This window comes from Mesorhizobium sp. W016 (genome assembly GCF_054719485.1).
This window is the reverse complement of record NZ_JBTTIF010000002.1, coordinates 2,600,570-2,620,190: the sequence shown is the minus strand read 5'-3', so window position 1 is coordinate 2,620,190 and position 19,621 is coordinate 2,600,570. Positions and strand designations below refer to the sequence as shown.

The following is a 19,621-nucleotide window of genomic DNA, read 5'->3' as shown; positions in this document are numbered from 1 at the left end:
TGGTCCTGCCGGAAACGCAACGATGCCGGACCGGTTTTTGCCCGAACCGCCGGGTTGCGGGCCGCATTACACGAAAAATGGCCGAGGTCCAAGGCGAAATGGTCTCTTTTCACAAGCCGGCCATGTCTTCTTATCACCCGACAATATCCCGTCAGATCATGGCCATGCCGCCGTTGACATGGATGGTCTGGCCGGTGACGTAGGCTGCCTCGTTGGAGGCGAGATAGGCGACGGCCGACGCCACTTCAACACTCGTGCCCATGCGGCGCGTCGGGATCGCGGCCATTACCGCGTCTTTCTGCTTGTCGTTGAGCTTGTCGGTCATGGCCGATTCGATAAAGCCCGGGGCGACGCAGTTGACAGTGATGTTGCGGGTGGCGATCTCCTGCGCCAGCGACTTGGAAAAGCCGATCATGCCGGCCTTGGAGGCGCAATAATTGGTCTGGCCAGGATTGCCGGTGACGCCCACCACCGAGGTGATGTTGATGATGCGGCCATGGCGGCGGCGCATCATCGGATGGGTCAGCTCGCGGGTCAGCCGGAACACGGCGGTGAGGTTCACCTCCAGCACGCTGTCCCAATCCGCGTCCGCCATGCGCACGAACAGGCCGTCCTTGGTGATGCCGGCATTGTTGACCAGTATGTCGACGCCTTCGAGTTCGGCTTCGGCCTTCTGGCCAAGCGCCTTGACCTCGTCACGGTCGGCAAGATTGGCCGGGAACAGCTTTACCCGGTCGCCGAGTTCGCCGGCCAGGGTCTCCAGTTTCTCGATGCGGGTGCCGTGCAGGCCGACAATGGCGCCTTGCGCATGCAGCACCCGGACAATCGCCTCGCCAATGCCGCCCGATGCGCCGGTGACGAGCGCCTTGCGGCCGGTCAGTTCGAACATTTTCGTCTCCTGATCTTAAGAGAACACCCTTCCCACGGGAGAGGTTGAATCGCCAGTGGATTATGCAAGCGCGGCCAGCGCCGCCTCGACTTCGGCCGGCGTGCCGACGGCCGATGTGGTGATGTCGCGGCTGATCCGCCGCGCCAGGCCGGAAAGCACCTTGCCGGCGCCGATCTCAAAGAGCGTGGCGACGCCATTGGCGCCGAACCACTCCACCGTTTCGCGCCAGCGCACGCGGCCGGTGATCTGCTCGACCAGGCGGCGCGCGATCTCGTCGGGGTCGCGGGTCGGGGCTACAGTGACGTTGGAGACGACGGGCACGACCGGTGCATTCTTGGTCACGCCCGCCAGCGCCTCGCGCATGACATCGGCCGCCGGCGCCATCAGCGCCGAATGGAAGGGTGCGGAGACCTGCAGCATCAGCGCCCGCTTGGCGCCCTTTTCGGTGCACAGTTTCGCGGCGAGTTCCACCGCCGCCCTGGCGCCGGAGATCACCAGCTGGCCGCCGCCATTGTCGTTGGCGATCTGGCAGACCTGGCCGGATCCCGTTGCGGCCTCGGTGCAAGCGGCTTCGACGTCGGGCTGTTCCAGTCCGATGATCGCCGCCATGGCGCCCTCGCCGGCCGGCACCGCCGCCTGCATGGCGTTGCCGCGGATGCGCAGCAGCCGGGCAGCATCGGCGACCGAAACGAAACCGGCCGCGGCAAGGGCGGAATATTCGCCGAGCGAATGACCGGCAACGTAGGCAACCTTGTCCTTCAGCGAAAAGCCGCGCGCTTCCAGCGAGCGGATTCCCGCCAGCGAGACCGCCATCAGCGCCGGCTGGGCATTGGCAGTCAGGGTCAGCGCCTCTTCCGGGCCTTCCCAGATCAGTTTCGACAGCTTTTCGCCCAACGCATCATCGACTTCCTCGAACACCCTGCGTGCCTCGGGGAAGGCGTCGGCGAGGTCCTTGCCCATGCCGACAGCCTGACTGCCCTGTCCCGGAAAGGTGAATGCGACGGCCATTTGGGCGCTCTCCAGCGGCTGATTTTTCCTGCCTGTGACGCAAGGCGGACCGTCAAGTCAAGCCCGGAGGCGGCATTTCCGCTCTCGCTTGAACCGGAGCTGACCTCGAGTCTCTGTTCCCAAAGGCTTTTTGCCGATCACACCTGATGAAAACCGCTCACGAATCGTTTGCTGGCTCTTCTTATTTTCGCCACAGGCGCTAGCTTTTGCATGACAGTTCTATGACAGAACGGTGGCGCGAGTGGAAATACGCGTTGCTTGGGCCGGGGGAAGAGACGTGGCTAGGATCAGGAAGGGCGCGGCCGTACCCGCGCCACAGTTCTTGGAAGACGATCCGTCCACCGGCTACCTGCCGGGGCGCAGATGGCCGGTCATCCGCTACGGTCTGGTCACGCTGCTTGCCTCCGCCATCCTGGTGTTCGCCATCGAATGGATCGTGCGCGGCGACTTCTTCGGCACAGTCGACTTCTTCCTGCAGCCATTCAAGCCGGGCTGGACCACCATCATTGTCTTTGCATTGGTGCTGATGGGACTGGACGCCGTGTTTGGCCGCAGTCACCAGAGCCTGATGATCGTGGCGCCGCTGACGCTGGCGCTGGCCTTTGTGGGGCATCAGAAGTCGCATTATCTCGGCGATCCGCTCTACCCAACCGATTTTCTTTATTCGCGCCAGATCATGGCACTGATGCCGCTCCTGGTGCGCGAACGGCCTTGGACGGCGCTCGCCATGGCGGTCGGCATCGTCGCCGGCCTGTCGCTGCTGATCTATGGCTGGCGGTTGTGGCGCCGCAAGGTTCCGATCCTCAGCCGCAAAGGGCGGCTGGCGCGGCTGACGCTGGCAGTGCCGCTGCTCGCCTTCTTCGTCTCGATCATGGACTACGCCACCTTCTCATGGACCCGCGACCGGCTGCAGATCATCCCGATCATGTGGGACCAGAAGGAGAACTACGCCTCCAACGGGTTTGCGCTAGCCTTCGCGCTCAACGTGCCGATGGCGCATGTCTCGGCGCCGGCGGGCTATTCCGACAAGGCGATCGACGCGATCGACAGGCCTGATGTGACGGCCTCGGTACCGGATGAGAAACCCGACATCATCGTGGTGATGAGCGAATCTTTCTGGGATCCGACCAAGCTGCCCGGCGTCACAATCACGCCTGACCCGATCCCCAATGTGCGGGCGCTGCGTTCCGGCTATATGTTCTCGCCGGAATTCGGCGGCATGACCGCCAACATCGAATTCGAGGCGCTGACCGGCTTTTCCAATGCCTTCCTGCCGGCGGGCTCGATCCCCTATCAGCAATATGTGCGCACGCCGACGCCGTCGCTGGCAACCTTCCTGAAAAGCGAGGGATACCGGGCGCGCGCCATCCACCCGGGCACCAACTGGTTCTGGAACAGGGGCGCCGTCTATGCCGATTTCGGCTTCAACGATTTCCGCTCGGAAGAGACGCTGCCGCCACTGGAAAAGCGCGGGCCGCTGGCTTCCGATGCGTCGATGACCGACGAGATCATCGCAGAGGCCGACGCCAGCGAGCGGCCGGTGTTCTTCTTCGCCGTCAGCCTGCAGAACCACGGTCCCTACGAGCCGTACCGCTATTACAATCCGACCCACAAGGTCGTGGCACCGATCAGCACGTGGGCGCGGGAATCGCTGCTCAGCTACGCCGAGGGATCGGCCGATGCCGACCGTGGCCTCGAGCGATTGATCGAATGGGCGAAGAAGCGCGAGCGGCCGACGGTCATCGCCTTCTTCGGCGACCATCTGCCGCCGCTCGGCCCCGTCTATGTCGAAACCGGTTACCTGAAGGACAATGTCGCGCCGCGCAAGGAACCGACGCCCGAGGCGGCACTGGAGCATCATCAGACGCCGCTGGTCATCTGGTCTAACCGCACCGGTCCGGCGCAGGATATGGGCGCCGTGAGCCCAGCCTTCCTGCCCTACCATATCCTTACGACGGCCGGGATCACGCACCCCTACTACACCGGCTTCCTGGGCGCGCTGCGCGAACGCTATCGCGTCGTCGACCGCAATCTGCTTCTGACACCGTCAGGTGAGGCCACGCCGGACTGGGCGCGGCAGAAGGATGTTGATCCGGCGATCAACGATTTCCGCCTGCTGCAATACGATATGATGTTCGGCAAGCGTAAGGCGGCTCCGGACTTCTTCCCCGAAACGATCAACGGTCGTACCCCGCATACGAGTTGATGCCTGGTCTTTTCCAACCCTGCGACGCCAGGACGCTGTCCGGAGCATGCGTTACCCTTGCCTTCCAGCCAAATTGCTATATAGACGCCCGCAATCTGCCGGTCCTTGCTGGGGGCTGAACGGAGGGCCGGAGGTTTTACCCAAAACCTTCGTGTGAAGCCAGAAGCGCTTCCGCCTCCCGTGTCTCCGCTCTCGACCGTCTCGAAATGCTCCTTTCTTCCTCGCCCCCTCGGGACCAGCGGGTCAGAGAAGTTGCAGAGGCTTTTGCCGCGAGGATCCGGGAGAGAAACGAAGAAAGGCACTGAACCACTATGGCTCTATACGAACATGTGTTCCTTGCCCGGCAGGACCTCTCGCAGCAGCAGGTCGATGCGCTTGTCGAACAGTACAAGGGCGTCATCTCCGCAAATGGCGGGTCCGTCGGCCGGGTCGAGAACTGGGGACTGAAGTCCCTCACCTACCGGGTCAACAAGAACCGGAAGGCTTACTACACGCTTATGGACCTCAACTGCCCGCCGGCAGCGCTCAACGAGATGGAGCGCCAGATGGGCCTGTCCGAGGACGTGCTGCGTTTCCTGACCGTCAAGGTCGAGGCGCATGAGGAAGGCCCGTCGGCCATGATGCAGAAGCGCGAAGAGCGCTCGGAACGCGGCGGCTTCGGCGACCGCGACCGTGGTGATCGTGGTCCGCGCTCGTTCGGCGACCGTGATCGCGGCGACCGTGGCGATCGTCCGCCGCGCTCATTTGGCGACGCCGGTGGCGATCGTGGTCCGCGCCGTCCGCGCGAAGGCGTTGAAGGAGGTGCAGAATAATGGTCGACATCAATCAGATCCCGACCCGGCGCCCGTTCCATCGCCGCCGCAAGACCTGCCCTTTCTCCGGCGCCAACGCGCCCAAGATCGACTACAAGGACGTGCGTCTTCTGCAGCGCTACATTTCCGAGCGCGGCAAGATCGTGCCGTCGCGCATCACCGCCGTCAGCCAGAAGAAGCAGCGCGAACTCGCCAAGGCGATCAAGCGCGCCCGCTTCCTCGGCCTGCTGCCCTACGTGGTTCGCTAAGACTTTCGAGCGGGCGGTTCGCCGCCTGCTTCCTTCTCCCACGGCGACGGGCGCCGCAGGGGTAATTTGATGATGCATGTCGTTGTCCCAAAACCGGGACCACTCTTGGCGACGTGCATTGAAATCCCGAGTTGAGGTGAAAAGCCTCTAACTGCCGCGACAGGCAGGACAGCGACACCGGCGCCAAGGCGCTCAGAGCTTCCTGACCTGTTCCATTCAATTCGGCGCCGATCCCGCGGTCGGTGCCCAGACGAAGGAACAAAACCATGCAAGTGATTCTTCTCGAACGCGTTTCCCGCCTCGGCCAGATGGGCGATACCGTCAAGGTCAAGGACGGCTTTGCCCGCAACTTCCTCTTGCCGCAGGGCAAGGCGCTGCGCGCCAACGAAGCCAACAAGAAGAAGTTCGAAGGACAGCGCGCGCAGCTCGAAGCCCGCAACCTCGAGCGCAAGTCGGAAGCCAGCCAGGTTGCCGAAAAGCTCGACGGCAAGAGCTTCATCGCCGTACGTTCGGCCGGCGAGACAGGCCAGCTCTACGGTTCGGTGTCGACCCGCGACATCGCCGACCTGCTGACCGCCGAAGGGTTCTCGGTCAACCGCAACCAGATCCAGCTCAATCAGCCGATCAAGACTATCGGCGTCACCAATGTGGCGATTGCGCTGCATCCGGAAGTCGAGGTCACCATCAGCCTCAACATCGCCCGCACGGCCGACGAAGCCGAGCGCCAGGCCAAGGGCGAGACGCTGACCACCGCCGAAGCCATCTATGGCGATGACATCAACGACAACGCACGGCCGGAGAACTTCTTCGACCCGAACACCGAGTTCGAAGGCGGCGAAGAAGACAACGCCTGATCCCGCACGGGGCCTGATCGGGAAGCGAGGGGAGCAGCGCTCCAATCACTTCCTCGTCATCCAGCCTTTCTGGACCAATGCCCGGGCCTCTCGCCCGGGCATTTTTGTGCCAAATGGAACTTTTCGAACCCCTATATATTGTTGCAGAATTGGTCCGCCAGTCTGACCGTGAGGGGACATTTGGTGATGAATATTCTGTTGAAGCGCGTTCTCGACCGCCTGGTGCGTACGGGCAATCTGAAAGTCACCGGGCCGAAGGGCTCCACAGTGGTTTTCGGCGACGGCAGCGGCGAGCCGGTGCATATGCACATCAAGACCAGGCACGCCGAGCGGGCCATCTCCTTCGACCCGATGCTGGCGGTGCCGGAAGCCTATATGGACGGCGAACTCGACATCATCGAGGGCGGCGTCCTGGGTATGATGCGCATCGCCTTCCAGAACATGGGCAGCGGCGGTATCGACGCCACCTGGTCGAAGGCCATCGAGGGTCTGCGCCACGCCTTTCGCCGCCTGCAGCAGATCAACACCGCATCACGGGCGCGCCGCAACGTGCAGCGCCACTATGATTTGTCGGGTGACCTCTACCGGCTCTTCCTCGACGACGACATGCAGTATTCCTGCGCCTACTTCGAACAGCCGGACATGACGCTCGACGAGGCGCAGATGGCCAAGAAACGCCATATCGCCGCCAAGCTCAGGCTGAAGGCCGGCCAGACCGTGCTCGATATCGGCTCCGGCTGGGGTGGGCTCGGCCTCTATCTCGCCAAGGCTTTCGATGTCGACGTGCAAGGCGTGACGCTGTCGACCGAGCAGCACGGCGTCGCCACCGACCGGGCGCATGCGCAAGGCTTGCAGGACCGCGTGCATTTCGACCTCAAGGACTACCGCGAACTCAACGAACGCTTCGACCGCATCGTCTCGGTCGGCATGTTCGAGCATGTCGGCGTCAACCACTTCCGCACTTTCTTCGACAAGTCGGCGACGTTGTTGAAGCCCGACGGCGTCATGCTCTTGCACACGATCGGCCGCTCCGGCGTGCCGTGGGCGACCAGCGCCTTCATCCGCAAGTACATTTTTCCGGGCGGCTACATTCCTTCGCTGTCGGAGGTGATGCCGGCGATCGAGAAGTCGGGCCTTGTAGTCACCGACATCGAGATTCTGCGGCTGCACTATGCCGATACGCTGAAGCATTGGGGCCAGCGCTTTGCCGCCAACCGGGACAAGGCCAAGGCCATCTACGACGAGCGCTTCTGCAGGATGTGGGAGTTCTATCTGGCGGCTTCGGAAGCCGCCTTCCGCTGGCAGGATCTGGTGATCTTCCAGGTCCAGATCGCCAAGAAGAACGACACGCTGCCGATGACGCGCGACTACATGGCCAAATGTGAAAAGGCGCTCGAAATGCGCGAAATGGGGCATCGTCAGGAGGCGGCGGCCGCCGAGCCTGCTGTCGCCAGGTCTGTGCCTGCCAGGTCCGTTGCTGTCAGGTCCGTTGCGGCCAAGCCAGCGCGCCGTCGCAAGGTGGCGGATCGCGAATAACGCCTCGATTGCGATTGCCGCTTGCCATTGACGGCTCTGACACTGAAAAAGGTCTCGTTCTCGCGAGACCTTTTTTAATGACCTGCCTGCCCACCATCGCCACCACCCTTGTCGAGTTCGCCGGCGCCTCGGTGCTCGCGCCACGCGGAGCCTGAGCGTGGAACTCCCCGCCTCGCTGCGACAAGGCGTCGAGCGCCTGCTCGAAACGATACCGCTGGCGGTGCTGCGCCAGGCGGCGAAGACGCTGTCTGACCGCTACCGCGCCGAATTGCGCGACGGCCGCCTGCACATGGCCGAAGAGATGGCGGTAAAAGCCTATCTGGCGACGCGGCTGCCGGCGACCTACGCGGCGGTACGGGCCGGTCTCGACGAACTCGCCTATGCGCGGCCCGATTTCCAGCCAACGAGCTTGCTCGATGTCGGCGCCGGTCCTGGCACGGTGCTTTGGGCCGCTACAGACCTGTGGCCCGACCTCGAAGAGGCGGTTCTGGTTGAAGCAAGCGCCGCGGTGCGCAAGGTTGGCCAGTCGCTCGCCCTTGATACCATCGCCACCAGGATGGACTGGCGCGCCGGCGACGTGACCATCGACCTTGCCGATCTCAAGCCTGCCGACCTCGTCACCTGCGCCTATGTGCTGGACGAGATCGCGCCGGCATCGCTGCCGAAGCTTGTCGGCCGGCTCTGGCATTTGACCGGCGACACACTGCTGATCGTCGAGCCCGGCACACCGGCAGGCTGGCAGCGCATCCTGGCAGTGCGCAGGCAATTGCTGGAGGCCGGGGCGCATGTGCTGGCGCCTTGTCCGCATGAGGCGCCCTGCCCGCTTGAGCCGCCCGACTGGTGCCATTTTTCGCACCGCGTCGCCCGCTCGCGCCTTCATCGCCTGGCCAAAGACGCGGACGTGCCGTGGGAGGACGAGAAATTCATCTACGTCGCGGCGTCGCGGCAACCCGCGCCTGTACATCCGCCCCGCGTGATTGCGCCGCCGAAATCGGGCTCCGGCAAGGTGCTGCTCAAACTGTGCCAGCCGGATGGCGGCGCCGGCGAGACACTTTTCACCAAGCGCGAGGGCGAGCTGTTCAAGGCAGCGCGGCGGCTGGACTGGGGCGATACACTGGACGGAAGAAGCGGATAATCACCGAGATTGTTCTTGCTCTGTTCCAACGACTCGGATAAAAGTCAGCGCCTTTCTGAGTCAACCGGAATCGGGGCGCGGAAACACTCTTCTGTGGACGGTTTGCCGCCCCTGTGAACAACGGGCATCGAGGTTGATTGGTCGTGCGGTGATGCAGAAAGGTCAGCACCGATTTATCTCGTTCTGATATCGAGAAGCCGGGATCAAAATCGGGGACATCATGGCAGAGGCAGCGCGAAAATTCGGCGTGGCGGAGCAGCAACCGCTTTATCGTGAAGCGCCGAACAACATCGAGGCCGAGCAGGCGCTGCTCGGCGCCATCCTCGTCAACAACGATGCCTTCTACCGCGTCTCCGACTTCCTCAAGGCCGGCCATTTCTACGAGCCGCTGCACCGGAAAATCTTCGAGGTCGCGGCCGAGCTCATCCGCATGGGCAAGGTGGCGACGCCGATCACGCTGAAAACCTTCCTGCCGGCCGACGAGAAGGTCGGCGACATGACGGTGGCGCAATATGTGGTTCGTCTGGCGGTCGAAGCCGTCACCGTCGTCAACGCCACCGATTATGGCCGCGCCATCTACGATCTGGCCACGCGCCGCGCGCTGATCACCGTCGGCGAGGACATGGTCAACATCGCCTATGACGCGCCGGTCGACATGGCGCCGTCCGAACAGATCGAGGATGCCGAGCGGCGGCTGTTCGAACTGGCCGAAACCGGCCGTTACGATGGCGGCTTCGAAAGCTTCACCGATGCGGTTAAGACCGCCGTCGACATGGCCAACGCCGCCTATATGCGCGACGGCCATTTGTCGGGCCTCGCCACCGGCATGCGCGATCTCGACCGCCGCATGGGTGGCCTGCAGGCGTCGGATCTGATCATCATTGCCGGCCGTCCGGGCATGGGCAAGACATCGCTCGCCACCAACATCGCCTTCAACATCGCCGAGATGTATGAGCCGGCGCAACAGGCCGACGGCTCGTTCAAGGCAGCCAATGGCGGCGTCGTCGGCTTCTTCTCACTGGAAATGTCGTCCGAGCAGCTCGCCACCCGCATCATTTCCGAACAGACGGAAATTTCGTCGTCAAAAATCCGCCGCGGCGAGATTTCAGAGATGGATTTCGAAAAGCTGGTCGCCTGCTCGCAGACCATGCAGAAGATCCCGCTGTTCATCGACCAGACCGGCGGTATCTCGATCGCGCAGCTGTCGGCGCGGGCGCGGCGGCTGAAGCGTCAGCGCGGCCTCGACCTCATCGTCATCGACTATATCCAGCTGATGCAGGGGTCGAGCGCGAAATCGTCGCAGAACCGGGTGCAGGAAATCACCGAGATCACCACCGGCCTCAAGGCGCTCGCCAAGGAACTCTCCGTTCCGATCATCGCGCTGTCGCAGCTGTCGCGTCAGGTCGAAAGCCGCGAAGACAAGCGCCCGCAGCTGTCCGATCTTCGCGAATCCGGCTCGATCGAGCAGGACGCCGACGTGGTGATGTTCGTCTACCGCGAGGAATATTATCTGAAGAACCGCGAACCGAAGCCCGGCACCGACGAATACATCAAGTGGGAACACGAGATGAACGAGATGCGCGGCAAGGCCGAAGTCATCGTCGCCAAGCAGCGCCACGGCCCGACAGGTTCGGTGAGCCTCGCCTTCCATGGCGAGTTCACACGGTTTTCCGACCTCGCCGAAGAGCATCATATTGCGGAAAGGTTCGAGTAGCTTTTTGGCCTACCGCAGCGCTCCGTCACACCCCCCTCTGGCCTGCGGGGAGATGTCCGGCAGGACAGAGGGGGGTGTGCAGGATCACCCTCCTTCGGTCATTTGCAGGCAGCATCACTCCATGGCTAAATCGCGCGTCCAGTTCATCTGCCAGAATTGCGGGTCGGTGCATCAGCGCTGGGCCGGCAAATGCGATGCCTGCGGCGAGTGGAACACACTCGTCGAGGAAGGCACGTCCGGCGGCATCGGGTCGGGACCGGCCAACACGCGCAATGCGCGCAAGGGCCGCGCCGTGGTGCTGACCAGCCTGTCCGGTGACATCGAGGATGCGCCGCGGATCATCTCCGGCATTGGCGAACTCGACCGCGCCACCGGCGGCGGTTTCGTGCGCGGCTCGGCGCTGCTGGTCGGCGGCGATCCCGGCATCGGCAAGTCGACGCTGCTTACCCAGGCCGCAGCCGCACTCGCGTCAAAGGGCCACCGCATCGTCTATGTCTCGGGCGAAGAGGCTGTCGCGCAGATCCGGCTGCGGGCGCAGCGGCTTGGCGTCGCCGACACGCCGGTCGAACTTGCCGCCGAGACCAATGTCGAGGATATCCTGGCAACAATAGCCGATGGCAGAAGGCCGGACCTCGTCATCCTCGATTCCATCCAGACGCTGTGGACCGACATGGCCGACTCGGCGCCCGGCACCGTCACCCAGGTGCGCGCCTCGGCGCAAGCGATGATCCGCTACGCCAAATCCACCGGTGCTGCCATCGTGCTGGTCGGCCATGTCACCAAGGAAGGCCAGATCGCCGGTCCGCGCGTCGTCGAGCACATGGTCGACGCCGTTCTCTATTTCGAAGGCGAAGGCGGCCATCACTACCGCATCCTGCGCACGGTGAAGAACCGTTTTGGGCCGACCGACGAGATCGGCGTCTTCGAGATGTCGGACAAGGGCTTGCGCGAGGTCGCCAATCCGTCGGAGCTGTTCCTCGGCGAACGCCACGCAAAATCGCCGGGTGCCGCGGTATTTGCCGGCATGGAAGGCACACGTCCGGTGCTGGTCGAGATCCAGGCGCTGGTGGCGCCGTCCACATTGGGCACGCCGCGCCGTGCCGTCGTCGGCTGGGACGGCGCACGGCTGTCGATGATCCTTGCCGTGCTCGAAGCCCATTGCGGCGTGCGCTTCGGCACCCACGATGTCTACCTCAACGTCGCCGGCGGCTACCGGATTTCCGAGCCGGCGGCCGATCTGGCGGTTGCCGCTGCACTGGTTTCGTCGCTCACCGGTCTTGCCCTTCCCGCCGATTGCGTCTATTTCGGCGAAATCAGCCTGTCGGGCGCAGTGAGGCCGGTTGCGCATGCGCAGCAGCGCCTTAAAGAGGCCGAAAAGCTGGGTTTTGGAAGTGCGGTTCTGCCCTTGGGCAGCGAGGAGGTTGTCGGGGGGATCGGGGCCGGCGCTTTCCAGCCGACCGAACTTGCCGATCTCGTCGCACGCATAGCCGGCTCACGGCGCAGCCGTGTCGACGTGGAAGATTGACGCGGCTCGCCCGAGCCGTGAAAAGACAATCTGAGTGGGGCGAAAGACATGCCGATTACGCTGCTGGACGGAATTCTCGTCGGCTTCACCCTGGTCTCGGCGATGCTCGCCATGGTTCGCGGCCTGTCACGCGAAATCCTGTCCGTCGTGTCCTGGGCGGCTGCCGCCGCGGCGGCATTCTTCTTCTACAAGCCGGTGCTGCCTTACGTTCAGCCCTATGTCGAAAGCGACAAGATCGCCATGGCGGCATCCGCCGGCATCGTCTTCCTCATCGCGCTGATCGTCGTTTCCGTCATCACCATGAAGCTTGCCGACTGGATCATCGATTCCAGGATCGGCGCGCTCGACCGTACGCTGGGCTTCCTCTATGGCGCCGCGCGCGGCGTCCTCGTAGTCGCCGTGGCGCTGCTGTTCTTCAACTGGCTGGCCGGCGCCAAGGCCCCTGCCTGGATCGCCAACGCCAAGTCGAAGCCGCTGCTCGAGACCATCGGCGCCAAGCTGGAAAGCCTGCTGCCCGAAGATCCGGAAAACGCCATCCTGAAGAAGCTCAATCCGAATCAGCCGGCAGCCGAGACGCCTCCGGCGGCCGATGCACCGGCGGCGGATGCTCCGGCAACCGGTGACGATACGCCGGCGCCCGACGACGAGACCGACGCTCCGGCCGATAACGCACCCGCGCCCGCTGCTCCGGCTCCAGCCGCGCCGGCAAACTGATACGGACGGATGGTGCCGGACAGGCGCCATCCCGGCAGTTCCGGCCTGACTACGTTGCTTTCGCGGCGCTATCGCACTATATGGCCATTTTAGCGGAGCTTGAGCCCCATGGCAGTTTCGAAGGCAGACGCGGACGACGTGCTTTCCGCCGAAGCAGACGATCATTTCCACGACGAATGCGGGGTGTTCGGCATTTTCGGCCGGCAGGACGCTGCGGCCATCGTAACGCTAGGCCTGCATGCGCTGCAGCATCGCGGCCAGGAAGCGGCCGGCATCGTCTCCTATGACGGCACGCAGTTCCATGTCGAACGCCATGTCGGCCTGATCGGCGACACCTTCACCAAGCAGCACGTCATCGACAGCCTGCAAGGCAACCGTGCCATCGGCCACACGCGCTATGCCACGACCGGCGGCGCCGGCATGCGCAACATCCAGCCCTTCTTCGCCGAACTCGCCGATGGCGGCTTTGCCGTCGCCCATAACGGCAATCTCACCAACGCCATGACCGTGCAGCGCGCGCTGCAGAAGCAGGGCGCGATCTTCTCGTCGACCTCCGACACCGAGACGCTGCTGCATCTCGTTGCCACCAGTAAGGAACGCGATTTGAATTCGCGCTTCATCGACGCCGTGCGTCAGGTCGAAGGCGCTTTCTCGCTGGTCGCGATGACCTCCAAGAAGATGATCGGCTGCCGCGATCCGCTCGGCATCCGCCCGCTGGTGCTCGGCGACCTCGACGGCGCCTGGATCCTGGCCTCCGAAACCTGCGCGCTCGACATTATCGGCGCCCGCTTCGTGCGCGACCTGAAGCCCGGCGAAATGGTCGTGGTGACCTCGAAGGGCATCGAGAGCCTGTTCCCCTTCGAGCCGCAGAAGACCCGCTTCTGCATCTTCGAATATGTCTATTTCGCCCGCCCGGACTCCTCGGTCGAAGGCCGCAATGTCTACGAAGTGCGCAAGCGTATCGGCGCCGAATTGGCGCAGGAAAGCCCGGTCGAGGCCGATATCGTCGTGCCGGTGCCGGATTCCGGCACGCCGGCGGCAATCGGCTTCTCCCAGGCGGCAGGCATCCCCTTCGAACTCGGTATCATCCGCAACCACTATGTCGGCCGAACCTTCATCCAGCCCGGCGATTCGATCCGCCATATGGGCGTCAAGCTCAAGCACAACGCCAACCGCCGGATGATCGAGGGCAAGCGCGTGGTGTTGGTCGACGATTCGATCGTGCGCGGCACCACCAGCCAGAAAATCGTGCAGATGGTGCGCGACGCCGGCGCCAAGGAAGTGCATATGCGCATCGCCTCGCCGCCGACCAGCGCGTCGTGCTTCTACGGCGTCGACACGCCGGAGAAGTCGAAGCTTTTGGCATCGCGCATGTCGATCGAGGAAATGGCCGAGTTCATCCGTGTCGATTCGCTCGGCTTCCTCACCATTGACGGGCTCTACCGCGCCGTCGGCGAAGCCAGCCGCGACAATGAGCAGCCGCAATTCTGCGACGCCTGTTTCACCGGCCAGTACCCGACCCGCCTGCTCGACTTCGAAGGCCACGACAATGTGCGCACGCTGTCGCTGCTGGCGAACAACGGGGCGTAAAGCCCAACTGCTATCCTTGAAAGCGCTCGCATGACCCTCGACCTCTCCGGCCGCGTCGCGGTCGTTACCGGCGCCTCGCGCGGCATCGGCTACTTCATCGCCAAGGAACTTGCCGCCGCTGGGGCCCATGTCATTGCGGTAGCCCGGACCGTCGGCGGGCTGGAAGAACTCGACGACCAGATCAAGGCCGAGCGCGCGAAAACCGGCAAGGGCGAAGCGACGTTGGTGCCTCTCGACCTCTCAGACATGGCCGGCATCGACCGGCTGGGCGGCGCCATTCACGAGCGCTGGGGCAAGCTCGACATTCTGGTGGCCAATGCCGGTGTGCTCGGCGTCATCTCGCCGATCGGCCATGTCGAGGCCAAAACCTTCGAGAAGGTTATGACCATCAATGTCACCTCGACCTGGCGGCTGATCCGCTCGGTCGACCCGCTGCTCAGGCTGTCCGACGCCGGCCGCGCCATTCTCATGTCGTCCGGGGCCGCGCATTCGGCGCGCGCCTTCTGGGCGCCCTATGCGGCGTCGAAGGCGGCTGTGGAAGCCATGACGCGTTCCTGGGCGCATGAGACGCAGAGCCTGCCGCTCCGCATCAATGCGGTCGACCCCGGCGCCACCCGCACCGCCATGCGTGCGCAGGCCGCGCCCGGCGAGGATCCGGAAACGCTGCCGCACCCGTCAGAGGTGGCAAAACGCATCGTGCCGCTGGCGAGCCCCGAGATGAAAGAGACGGGGCTGATCTTCCAGGTCAAGAACAACCGCTTCGTCGCCTACCGGCAGCCGGAATAAACCGGGTTGTAGCGGGATTAAACAGGCCTCCAGTTACGTTTCTTCGAATGTAGGACATTCGAAACCGGAGGACCGACATGCGTAGACTTCTTCTCGTTGCCGCCGCCGCGATTGCCGCCACAGCCGGGGTGGCGCTGGCGCAAGACGCCAAGATGAGTTTCTTCGTCACCAGCGTCGGTTCCGGCAAGGGCGCCGATCTCGGCGGTCTCAAGGGTGCCGACGCGCATTGCGCCTCGCTGGCGGAAGCGGCTGGGGTTACCGGCAAGGAATGGCACGCCTATCTCTCGAGCGCCAATGTCGATGCGCGCGACCGTATCGGCAAGGGTCCCTGGGTCAACGCCAAGGGCGAGAAGATTGCCGATGACGTCGCCTCGCTGCACAGCAACGCCAACGCCATCAACAAGCAGACGGCGCTGACCGAGAAGGGCCAAGTGGTCAATGGCCGCGGCGACAAGCCGAACCGGCACGACATATTGACCGGCTCGAAGCCTGACGGCACCAAGCTCGCCGACCAGACCTGCGGCGACTGGACCTTGAGCGGCGCGGAGGGCGCGGCGATGATGGGCCATCACGACCGCACCGGCCTTGATGAGTCGGCGGCGGCGAAATCCTGGAACTCCTCGCATGCCTCGCGCGGCGGCTGCAGCCAGGAGGCGCTGAAAGGCACCGGCGGCGACGGCCTGTTCTACTGCTTTGCGACGAACTGAGAGACGTCTGGGAGCGGTTCGTTCACGGGTCTGTGATGATCCGGCAGGTCCCTCCCCGCTCGCCCTGCTTTCGCCATCAGCCGGGAGTTGCTAGGGTCGACCCGACTCCGACACTCAGCAAAGCGAGGAATTCCCATGGCTGCTCCCAGCGTAGCATTGGTCTGGTACCTGGTGATCGCCGGCCCGCAAGGCGGCATGGTGGTGCTGCCCAGCACCTTCGACACCCGCGAACAGTGCACAAACGCGATTACCGAATATCAGAAGCAGCCGACGCCGGCCGGCTGGGCGGTCAACTGCGTGCCGAGCGCCTCGCCGTTTACCGATGAGGGCGACGCGGAAGAGCCTGCTGCGCAGTAGCGCAATCTCCCCCCTCGAGGGGGAGATGGCCGGCAGGCCAGAGGGGGTCGCCTCGCGTAGAGTGCCAACCTCCTTCCGCACAAAGGGCGTCGCGTCCAGTCGGCCCGACCCCCTCTGTCGCCTTCGGCGACATCTCCCCCTCAAGGGGGGAGATCAGGCGCGCGCACTCACCGTCAGCTCCGGCTTGCTGTTGATGGTCTGGAACACCACGCAATAGCGTTCGGTCAGCTTGATGAGCGAATCGATGCGCGCCTGCGGCTCATCCGTGTCGAGGTTGAAATTCAGCCGGATGGCGCGAAAGCCCACGGGGGCGTCCTTGGCCACGCCCAGCGTGCCGCGAAAGTCGAGATCGCCTTCGGCCTCGACGGTGGCTGCGCCAAGCCTGAATTCCAGCGCCGTCGCCACTGCCTTCAGCGTCACGCCGGCGCACGCCACCAGCGCCTCCAAAAGCATATCGCCCGAACACAATTCGAGCCCGGAACCGCCGGTCGCCGGATGCAGGCCGGCGACCGCCAGCGCCCTGCCCGTCTCGACCTTGCAGGCAATCGACTGGTCGTCGATGGAGCCTTTGGCGCGAAGCGTGATCAGCGCTCGCGAGGAATCGTCGCGATAAGCCTCCTTGATCGGTGCCTGCATGGCCTTGAGTGCGGTGGCGTCCATGTTGCATTCCTTTTCGAGTCCGTCGCGCTTTGATAGCACTGATATGCCGGCGAGACAGCGCCCCCCTCTGCCTGCCGGCCACCTCCCCACAGGGGGGAGATCTGCAGCTTCGCCGATGGCGCTTTCTACGCCGGCGATTAGCGAAGGCGGTCGCGACATCCAATCTCCATCCCTGTGGGGGATGTCCGGCAGGACAGAGGGGGCGTGAAGGAACGCTAGCTCGCGAAGAGTTACTTTGACTTCGACCGCCCGAGCCATACCTAAGCAGAGTCATTCCCGCGGAGGCATCATGCCGTTCAAGCTGAAACTGATCTCGCTTACCCTGTTGGTGCTTGCAGCCTTCGCGCAGCCAGTCGTCGCCGAAACGCCCGAGCGCCCCGCACCGGCAGGCGGCGTGCTGTCGCTGCTGCCGGCACCGCAGACGACCAGCCATTCAATCACCATTGCCGGGCGCAAGCTGGACTATCAGGCTAAGGCCGGCACGCTGTCACTGCTATCCGGCAAGGGCGAGGTCACCGCGGAAATCTTCTATGTCGCCTATACGCTGCCGCCACTGGCGGGCGCGGAGAAGGCTCGCCCCATCACCTTCGTCTTCAATGGCGGCCCGGGCGCGGCATCCGCCTATCTGCATCTCGGCGCACTCGGCCCGCGTGTCGTCGCGACCGGCGCCGATGGCCAATTCCTGCCGCCGCCGCAAAAGCTGATCGACAATCCCGACAGCTGGCTCGACATGACCGACCTCGTCTTCGTCGATCCGGTCGGCACCGGCTACAGCCGCGAGGCCCCCGGCCAGGACACAAAAGATTTTTGGGGCGTCAGCCAGGACGCCAGTTCGATCGGCGCTTTCATCCGGCTCTATCTCGCCCAGAACGGCCGCACCGGATCGCCGCTCTTCCTTGCCGGCGAAAGCTATGGCGGGTTCCGCGCGGCACTTCTCGCCAGGACCCTGCAGGAAGATGTCGGCCTGAGCCCCAACGGCATCGTGCTGATCTCGCCTGCACTGGAGTTCACGCTGGTGCTGCCCGACGAATTCCAGCCACTGCATTGGGCGCTGGAACTGCCCTCGCTGGCGGCGGTGCGCCTGCGCAGCGAAGGCCTCAGCGGCGAGGCGCTGCGCGAAAAGCTCGCCGAGGTCGAACACTATGCTATGGGTGACTACCTCACCGCTCTGGCCGGCGGGCTGGAACAGGGTGGGCGGCTGGCCAGCCAGCGCGTGGCCGAGATCACCGGCCTGCCGCTCGACCTCGTGCAACGCAATTTCGCCCGCATCCCGACCGCCCTGTTCGCGCGCGAATTCCAGCGCCCCAGTGGCAAAGTGCTCAGCCCGTATGACGGCACCATCGCCACCAGCGACATCGCCCCGGAGAGCGCCCGCAGCGCCGGCCCAGATCCGGTGCTCGACCGCAGCGTGCCGGCGCTGACCTCGGCCTTTGTCGGTTATGCGCGCGACGAGCTGAATTTTCGCACCGATGTCAGCTACAGGTTGCTCAATGGCGATGTGACCCACGCCTGGGACTATGGCGGCTCGCGGCAAGGCTATGCCGGGGTGATGGACGATCTGCAGCGGGCGCGCTCGCTCAACCCGGGGCTCGGCGTGGTGATCGTCAACGGCGACACCGATCTGGTCACTCCCTATCTGGCCTCACGCTATCTGGTGAGCCAAATCCCGACGCTCGGCGGGGCAAAACCCATCCGTCTCGACGTCATCGAGGGCGGCCACATGATGTATCTCAGGCCGGGCGGCCGGCGCGCCCTGAAGGAGGCCGCTTCGGAGCTCTACCAGGCAACACAGTGAACGGCGTGCCCACGCTGTCGGCCAGGCTGCGCCAACGCAAGCTTGCCACTGGCGTAGCGCCCCGCAGGCTTTCGCCCGTATAGCCTGCAATGGGAGCCTGATTGGGGCAGGCTTCTTCTTCGTCCTCTTGACAGCGCCGGACACGCCGCATGGCCGATATTGCCATTCTGGAAACCCGCGAAAGGGTGCTTGCCGGCATCCTGTTCACCGGCTGCGCCTATTTCCTGTTTTCGACGCAGGACGCCGCGATCAAGCTTCTGGTCGTCGGCATCAGCGTCTGGCAGATCATGTTCTTCCGCTCAATCGCTGTGCTTATCGGCTGTGCTGCAATCGGCGGACCGCCCATCTTTGCCGACACAATGCGCTCGCCCATCGTGCGGCCGATGCTGGTGCGCAGCGCCTTCACGCTCGGCGCCTGGCTCTGCTACTACAACGCGGCCCGCTCCCTGCAGCTGGCCGAACTCACCACCATCTATTACGCCGCCCCGATCATCGTCACCGTGCTGTCGGTGGTGATGCTTGGCGAAAAGGTGCCGCTGTTGCGCTGGCTGGCGGTGTTCATCGGCTTCGTCGGCGTCTTCATCGCCTGTGATCCCACTCGTCTCGGCTTGTCCGTGCCGATGCTCTTGGTACTGGCTGCGGCAGTGCTGTGGGGCATTGCCGTGGTGCTGTTGCGCAAGACGGCGCTGGCCGAGCGCACGCTGATCCAGCTTGTGCTCAACAATTTCTACTTCCTGGTGTTTTCCACGGTGCCGGCGCTGTTGGTCTGGCAGATGCCGGACTGGCGCCAGTTGCTGCTTTTGATCAGCGTCGGCGCGCTCGGCGGCGTGGCGCAATTTATGCTGTTCGAAGGCATGAAGCGGGCGCCGGTGTCGATCGTGGCGCCGTTCGAATACACCTCATTGGTCTGGGCCTTCGGGCTCGGCTTTGCGATCTGGGGCGACGTGCCGCGTCGCGAGGTGTTTCTGGGGGCGGCGTTGATCGTCGGCGCCGGCCTGCTGATCATCGGCAACGAGCATTTCCGCAAGCGGCTATGAGTACCCCGTGCTGACAGCATGGTGGCAGGAGAAGACGGATAGGCTGCT

18 protein-coding genes are annotated in these 19,621 nt (G+C 64.1%); 15 read left to right on the top strand and 3 right to left on the bottom strand.

From position 1 onward, the window contains the following. Positions 1-151: 151 nt before the first annotated feature. Positions 152-889 carry a 3-oxoacyl-[acyl-carrier-protein] reductase gene (fabG, locus tag ACYG9V_RS12985; protein ID WP_352497165.1) on the bottom strand — a complete coding sequence of 246 codons (738 nt, stop codon included), beginning with the start codon at positions 887-889 and terminating at the stop codon, positions 152-154. A gap of 60 nt (positions 890-949) precedes the next feature. Next, positions 950-1,897 carry an ACP S-malonyltransferase gene (gene fabD / locus ACYG9V_RS12980; protein WP_023805665.1) on the bottom strand — a complete coding sequence of 316 codons (948 nt, stop codon included), beginning with the start codon at positions 1,895-1,897 and terminating at the stop codon, positions 950-952. Between the two features lie 277 nt (positions 1,898-2,174). On the opposite strand from fabD, the gene ACYG9V_RS12975 reads away from it, so the two are divergent. The 13 genes from ACYG9V_RS12975 to ACYG9V_RS12915 all read left to right on the top strand — a co-directional run bounded on the left by ACYG9V_RS12975 (position 2,175) and on the right by ACYG9V_RS12915 (position 16,081). Next, a complete protein-coding gene (locus ACYG9V_RS12975; RefSeq protein WP_352765522.1) occupies positions 2,175-4,103 on the top strand; it encodes an LTA synthase family protein in 1,929 nt (642 codons plus the stop codon). Positions 4,104-4,414: 311 nt separating this feature from the next. Next, a complete protein-coding gene (gene rpsF, locus ACYG9V_RS12970; RefSeq protein WP_023672722.1) occupies positions 4,415-4,915 on the top strand; it encodes a 30S ribosomal protein S6 in 501 nt (166 codons plus the stop codon). After that, positions 4,915-5,163, top strand: a complete 249-nt coding sequence (gene rpsR / locus ACYG9V_RS12965) for a 30S ribosomal protein S18 (RefSeq protein WP_006203718.1) — start codon at positions 4,915-4,917, stop codon at positions 5,161-5,163. The genes rpsF and rpsR overlap by 1 nt, the downstream gene beginning before the upstream one ends. A 266-nt stretch (positions 5,164-5,429) precedes the next feature. Beyond that, entirely contained in the window at positions 5,430-6,017 is a 588-nt protein-coding gene (rplI, locus tag ACYG9V_RS12960; RefSeq protein WP_023672721.1) for a 50S ribosomal protein L9, read from the top strand. 186 nt (positions 6,018-6,203) lie between these two features. Further along, entirely contained in the window at positions 6,204-7,553 is a 1,350-nt protein-coding gene (locus ACYG9V_RS12955; RefSeq protein WP_352765524.1) for a cyclopropane-fatty-acyl-phospholipid synthase family protein, read from the top strand. 157 nt (positions 7,554-7,710) lie between these two features. Then, positions 7,711-8,688: a small ribosomal subunit Rsm22 family protein gene (locus ACYG9V_RS12950; RefSeq protein ID WP_352765526.1), complete on the top strand. Its 978-nt coding sequence runs from the start codon at positions 7,711-7,713 to the stop codon at positions 8,686-8,688. 220 nt (positions 8,689-8,908) lie between these two features. After that, positions 8,909-10,402 carry a replicative DNA helicase gene (locus ACYG9V_RS12945; RefSeq protein ID WP_023672717.1) on the top strand — a complete coding sequence of 498 codons (1,494 nt, stop codon included), beginning with the start codon at positions 8,909-8,911 and terminating at the stop codon, positions 10,400-10,402. Positions 10,403-10,523: 121 nt separating this feature from the next. Then, complete coding sequence (radA, locus tag ACYG9V_RS12940) at positions 10,524-11,927, top strand: DNA repair protein RadA (protein ID WP_023672716.1); 1,404 nt, start codon at positions 10,524-10,526, stop codon at positions 11,925-11,927. 48 nt (positions 11,928-11,975) lie between these two features. Then, entirely contained in the window at positions 11,976-12,641 is a 666-nt protein-coding gene (locus tag ACYG9V_RS12935; protein WP_023672715.1) for a CvpA family protein, read from the top strand. 108 nt (positions 12,642-12,749) lie between these two features. Next, positions 12,750-14,231, top strand: coding sequence for an amidophosphoribosyltransferase (gene purF / locus ACYG9V_RS12930; protein WP_023672714.1), 1,482 nt, complete (start codon positions 12,750-12,752; stop codon positions 14,229-14,231). Between the two features lie 30 nt (positions 14,232-14,261). Beyond that, positions 14,262-15,017: an SDR family NAD(P)-dependent oxidoreductase gene (locus ACYG9V_RS12925; RefSeq protein ID WP_023672713.1), complete on the top strand. Its 756-nt coding sequence runs from the start codon at positions 14,262-14,264 to the stop codon at positions 15,015-15,017. A gap of 77 nt (positions 15,018-15,094) precedes the next feature. After that, positions 15,095-15,724, top strand: coding sequence for a hypothetical protein (locus tag ACYG9V_RS12920; protein ID WP_023752520.1), 630 nt, complete (start codon positions 15,095-15,097; stop codon positions 15,722-15,724). A 135-nt stretch (positions 15,725-15,859) separates the two neighbouring features. Continuing rightward, positions 15,860-16,081, top strand: a complete 222-nt coding sequence (locus ACYG9V_RS12915; protein ID WP_023689120.1) for a hypothetical protein — start codon at positions 15,860-15,862, stop codon at positions 16,079-16,081. 153 nt (positions 16,082-16,234) lie between these two features. Here ACYG9V_RS12915 and ACYG9V_RS12910 read toward each other — a convergent pair whose 3' ends face one another. Next, positions 16,235-16,741, bottom strand: a complete 507-nt coding sequence (locus ACYG9V_RS12910) for an OsmC family protein (protein WP_023672710.1) — start codon at positions 16,739-16,741, stop codon at positions 16,235-16,237. A 289-nt stretch (positions 16,742-17,030) separates the two neighbouring features. On the opposite strand from ACYG9V_RS12910, the gene ACYG9V_RS12905 reads away from it, so the two are divergent. Both ACYG9V_RS12905 and ACYG9V_RS12900 read left to right on the top strand, forming a co-directional pair. After that, complete coding sequence (locus tag ACYG9V_RS12905; protein ID WP_023752519.1) at positions 17,031-18,536, top strand: S10 family peptidase; 1,506 nt, start codon at positions 17,031-17,033, stop codon at positions 18,534-18,536. Between the two features lie 149 nt (positions 18,537-18,685). Beyond that, positions 18,686-19,573 (top strand): DMT family transporter, encoded by an 888-nt coding sequence (locus ACYG9V_RS12900; RefSeq protein ID WP_023689123.1) that lies wholly within the window; start codon positions 18,686-18,688, stop codon positions 19,571-19,573. Positions 19,574-19,621: the final 48 nt, after the last annotated feature.

Bases quoted from the DNA above. Each gene is read 5' to 3' on its own strand.
- ACYG9V_RS12905 (WP_023752519.1), top strand. From the start codon at position 17,031: ATGCCGTTCAAGCTGAAACTGATCTCGCTTACCCTGTTGGTGCTTGCA.
- ACYG9V_RS12925 (WP_023672713.1), top strand. From the start codon at position 14,262: ATGACCCTCGACCTCTCCGGCCGCGTCGCGGTCGTTACCGGCGCCTCG.
- ACYG9V_RS12955 (WP_352765524.1), top strand. From the start codon at position 6,204: ATGAATATTCTGTTGAAGCGCGTTCTCGACCGCCTGGTGCGTACGGGC.
- ACYG9V_RS12915 (WP_023689120.1), top strand. From the start codon at position 15,860: ATGGCTGCTCCCAGCGTAGCATTGGTCTGGTACCTGGTGATCGCCGGC.
- rplI (WP_023672721.1), top strand. From the start codon at position 5,430: ATGCAAGTGATTCTTCTCGAACGCGTTTCCCGCCTCGGCCAGATGGGC.
- radA (WP_023672716.1), top strand. From the start codon at position 10,524: ATGGCTAAATCGCGCGTCCAGTTCATCTGCCAGAATTGCGGGTCGGTG.
- purF (WP_023672714.1), top strand. From the start codon at position 12,750: ATGGCAGTTTCGAAGGCAGACGCGGACGACGTGCTTTCCGCCGAAGCA.
- ACYG9V_RS12910 (WP_023672710.1), bottom strand. From the start codon at position 16,741: ATGGACGCCACCGCACTCAAGGCCATGCAGGCACCGATCAAGGAGGCT.
- ACYG9V_RS12945 (WP_023672717.1), top strand. From the start codon at position 8,909: ATGGCAGAGGCAGCGCGAAAATTCGGCGTGGCGGAGCAGCAACCGCTT.
- fabG (WP_352497165.1), bottom strand. From the start codon at position 889: ATGTTCGAACTGACCGGCCGCAAGGCGCTCGTCACCGGCGCATCGGGC.
- fabD (WP_023805665.1), bottom strand. From the start codon at position 1,897: ATGGCCGTCGCATTCACCTTTCCGGGACAGGGCAGTCAGGCTGTCGGC.
- ACYG9V_RS12920 (WP_023752520.1), top strand. From the start codon at position 15,095: ATGCGTAGACTTCTTCTCGTTGCCGCCGCCGCGATTGCCGCCACAGCC.
- rpsR (WP_006203718.1), top strand. From the start codon at position 4,915: ATGGTCGACATCAATCAGATCCCGACCCGGCGCCCGTTCCATCGCCGC.
- ACYG9V_RS12900 (WP_023689123.1), top strand. From the start codon at position 18,686: ATGGCCGATATTGCCATTCTGGAAACCCGCGAAAGGGTGCTTGCCGGC.
- rpsF (WP_023672722.1), top strand. From the start codon at position 4,415: ATGGCTCTATACGAACATGTGTTCCTTGCCCGGCAGGACCTCTCGCAG.
- ACYG9V_RS12935 (WP_023672715.1), top strand. From the start codon at position 11,976: ATGCCGATTACGCTGCTGGACGGAATTCTCGTCGGCTTCACCCTGGTC.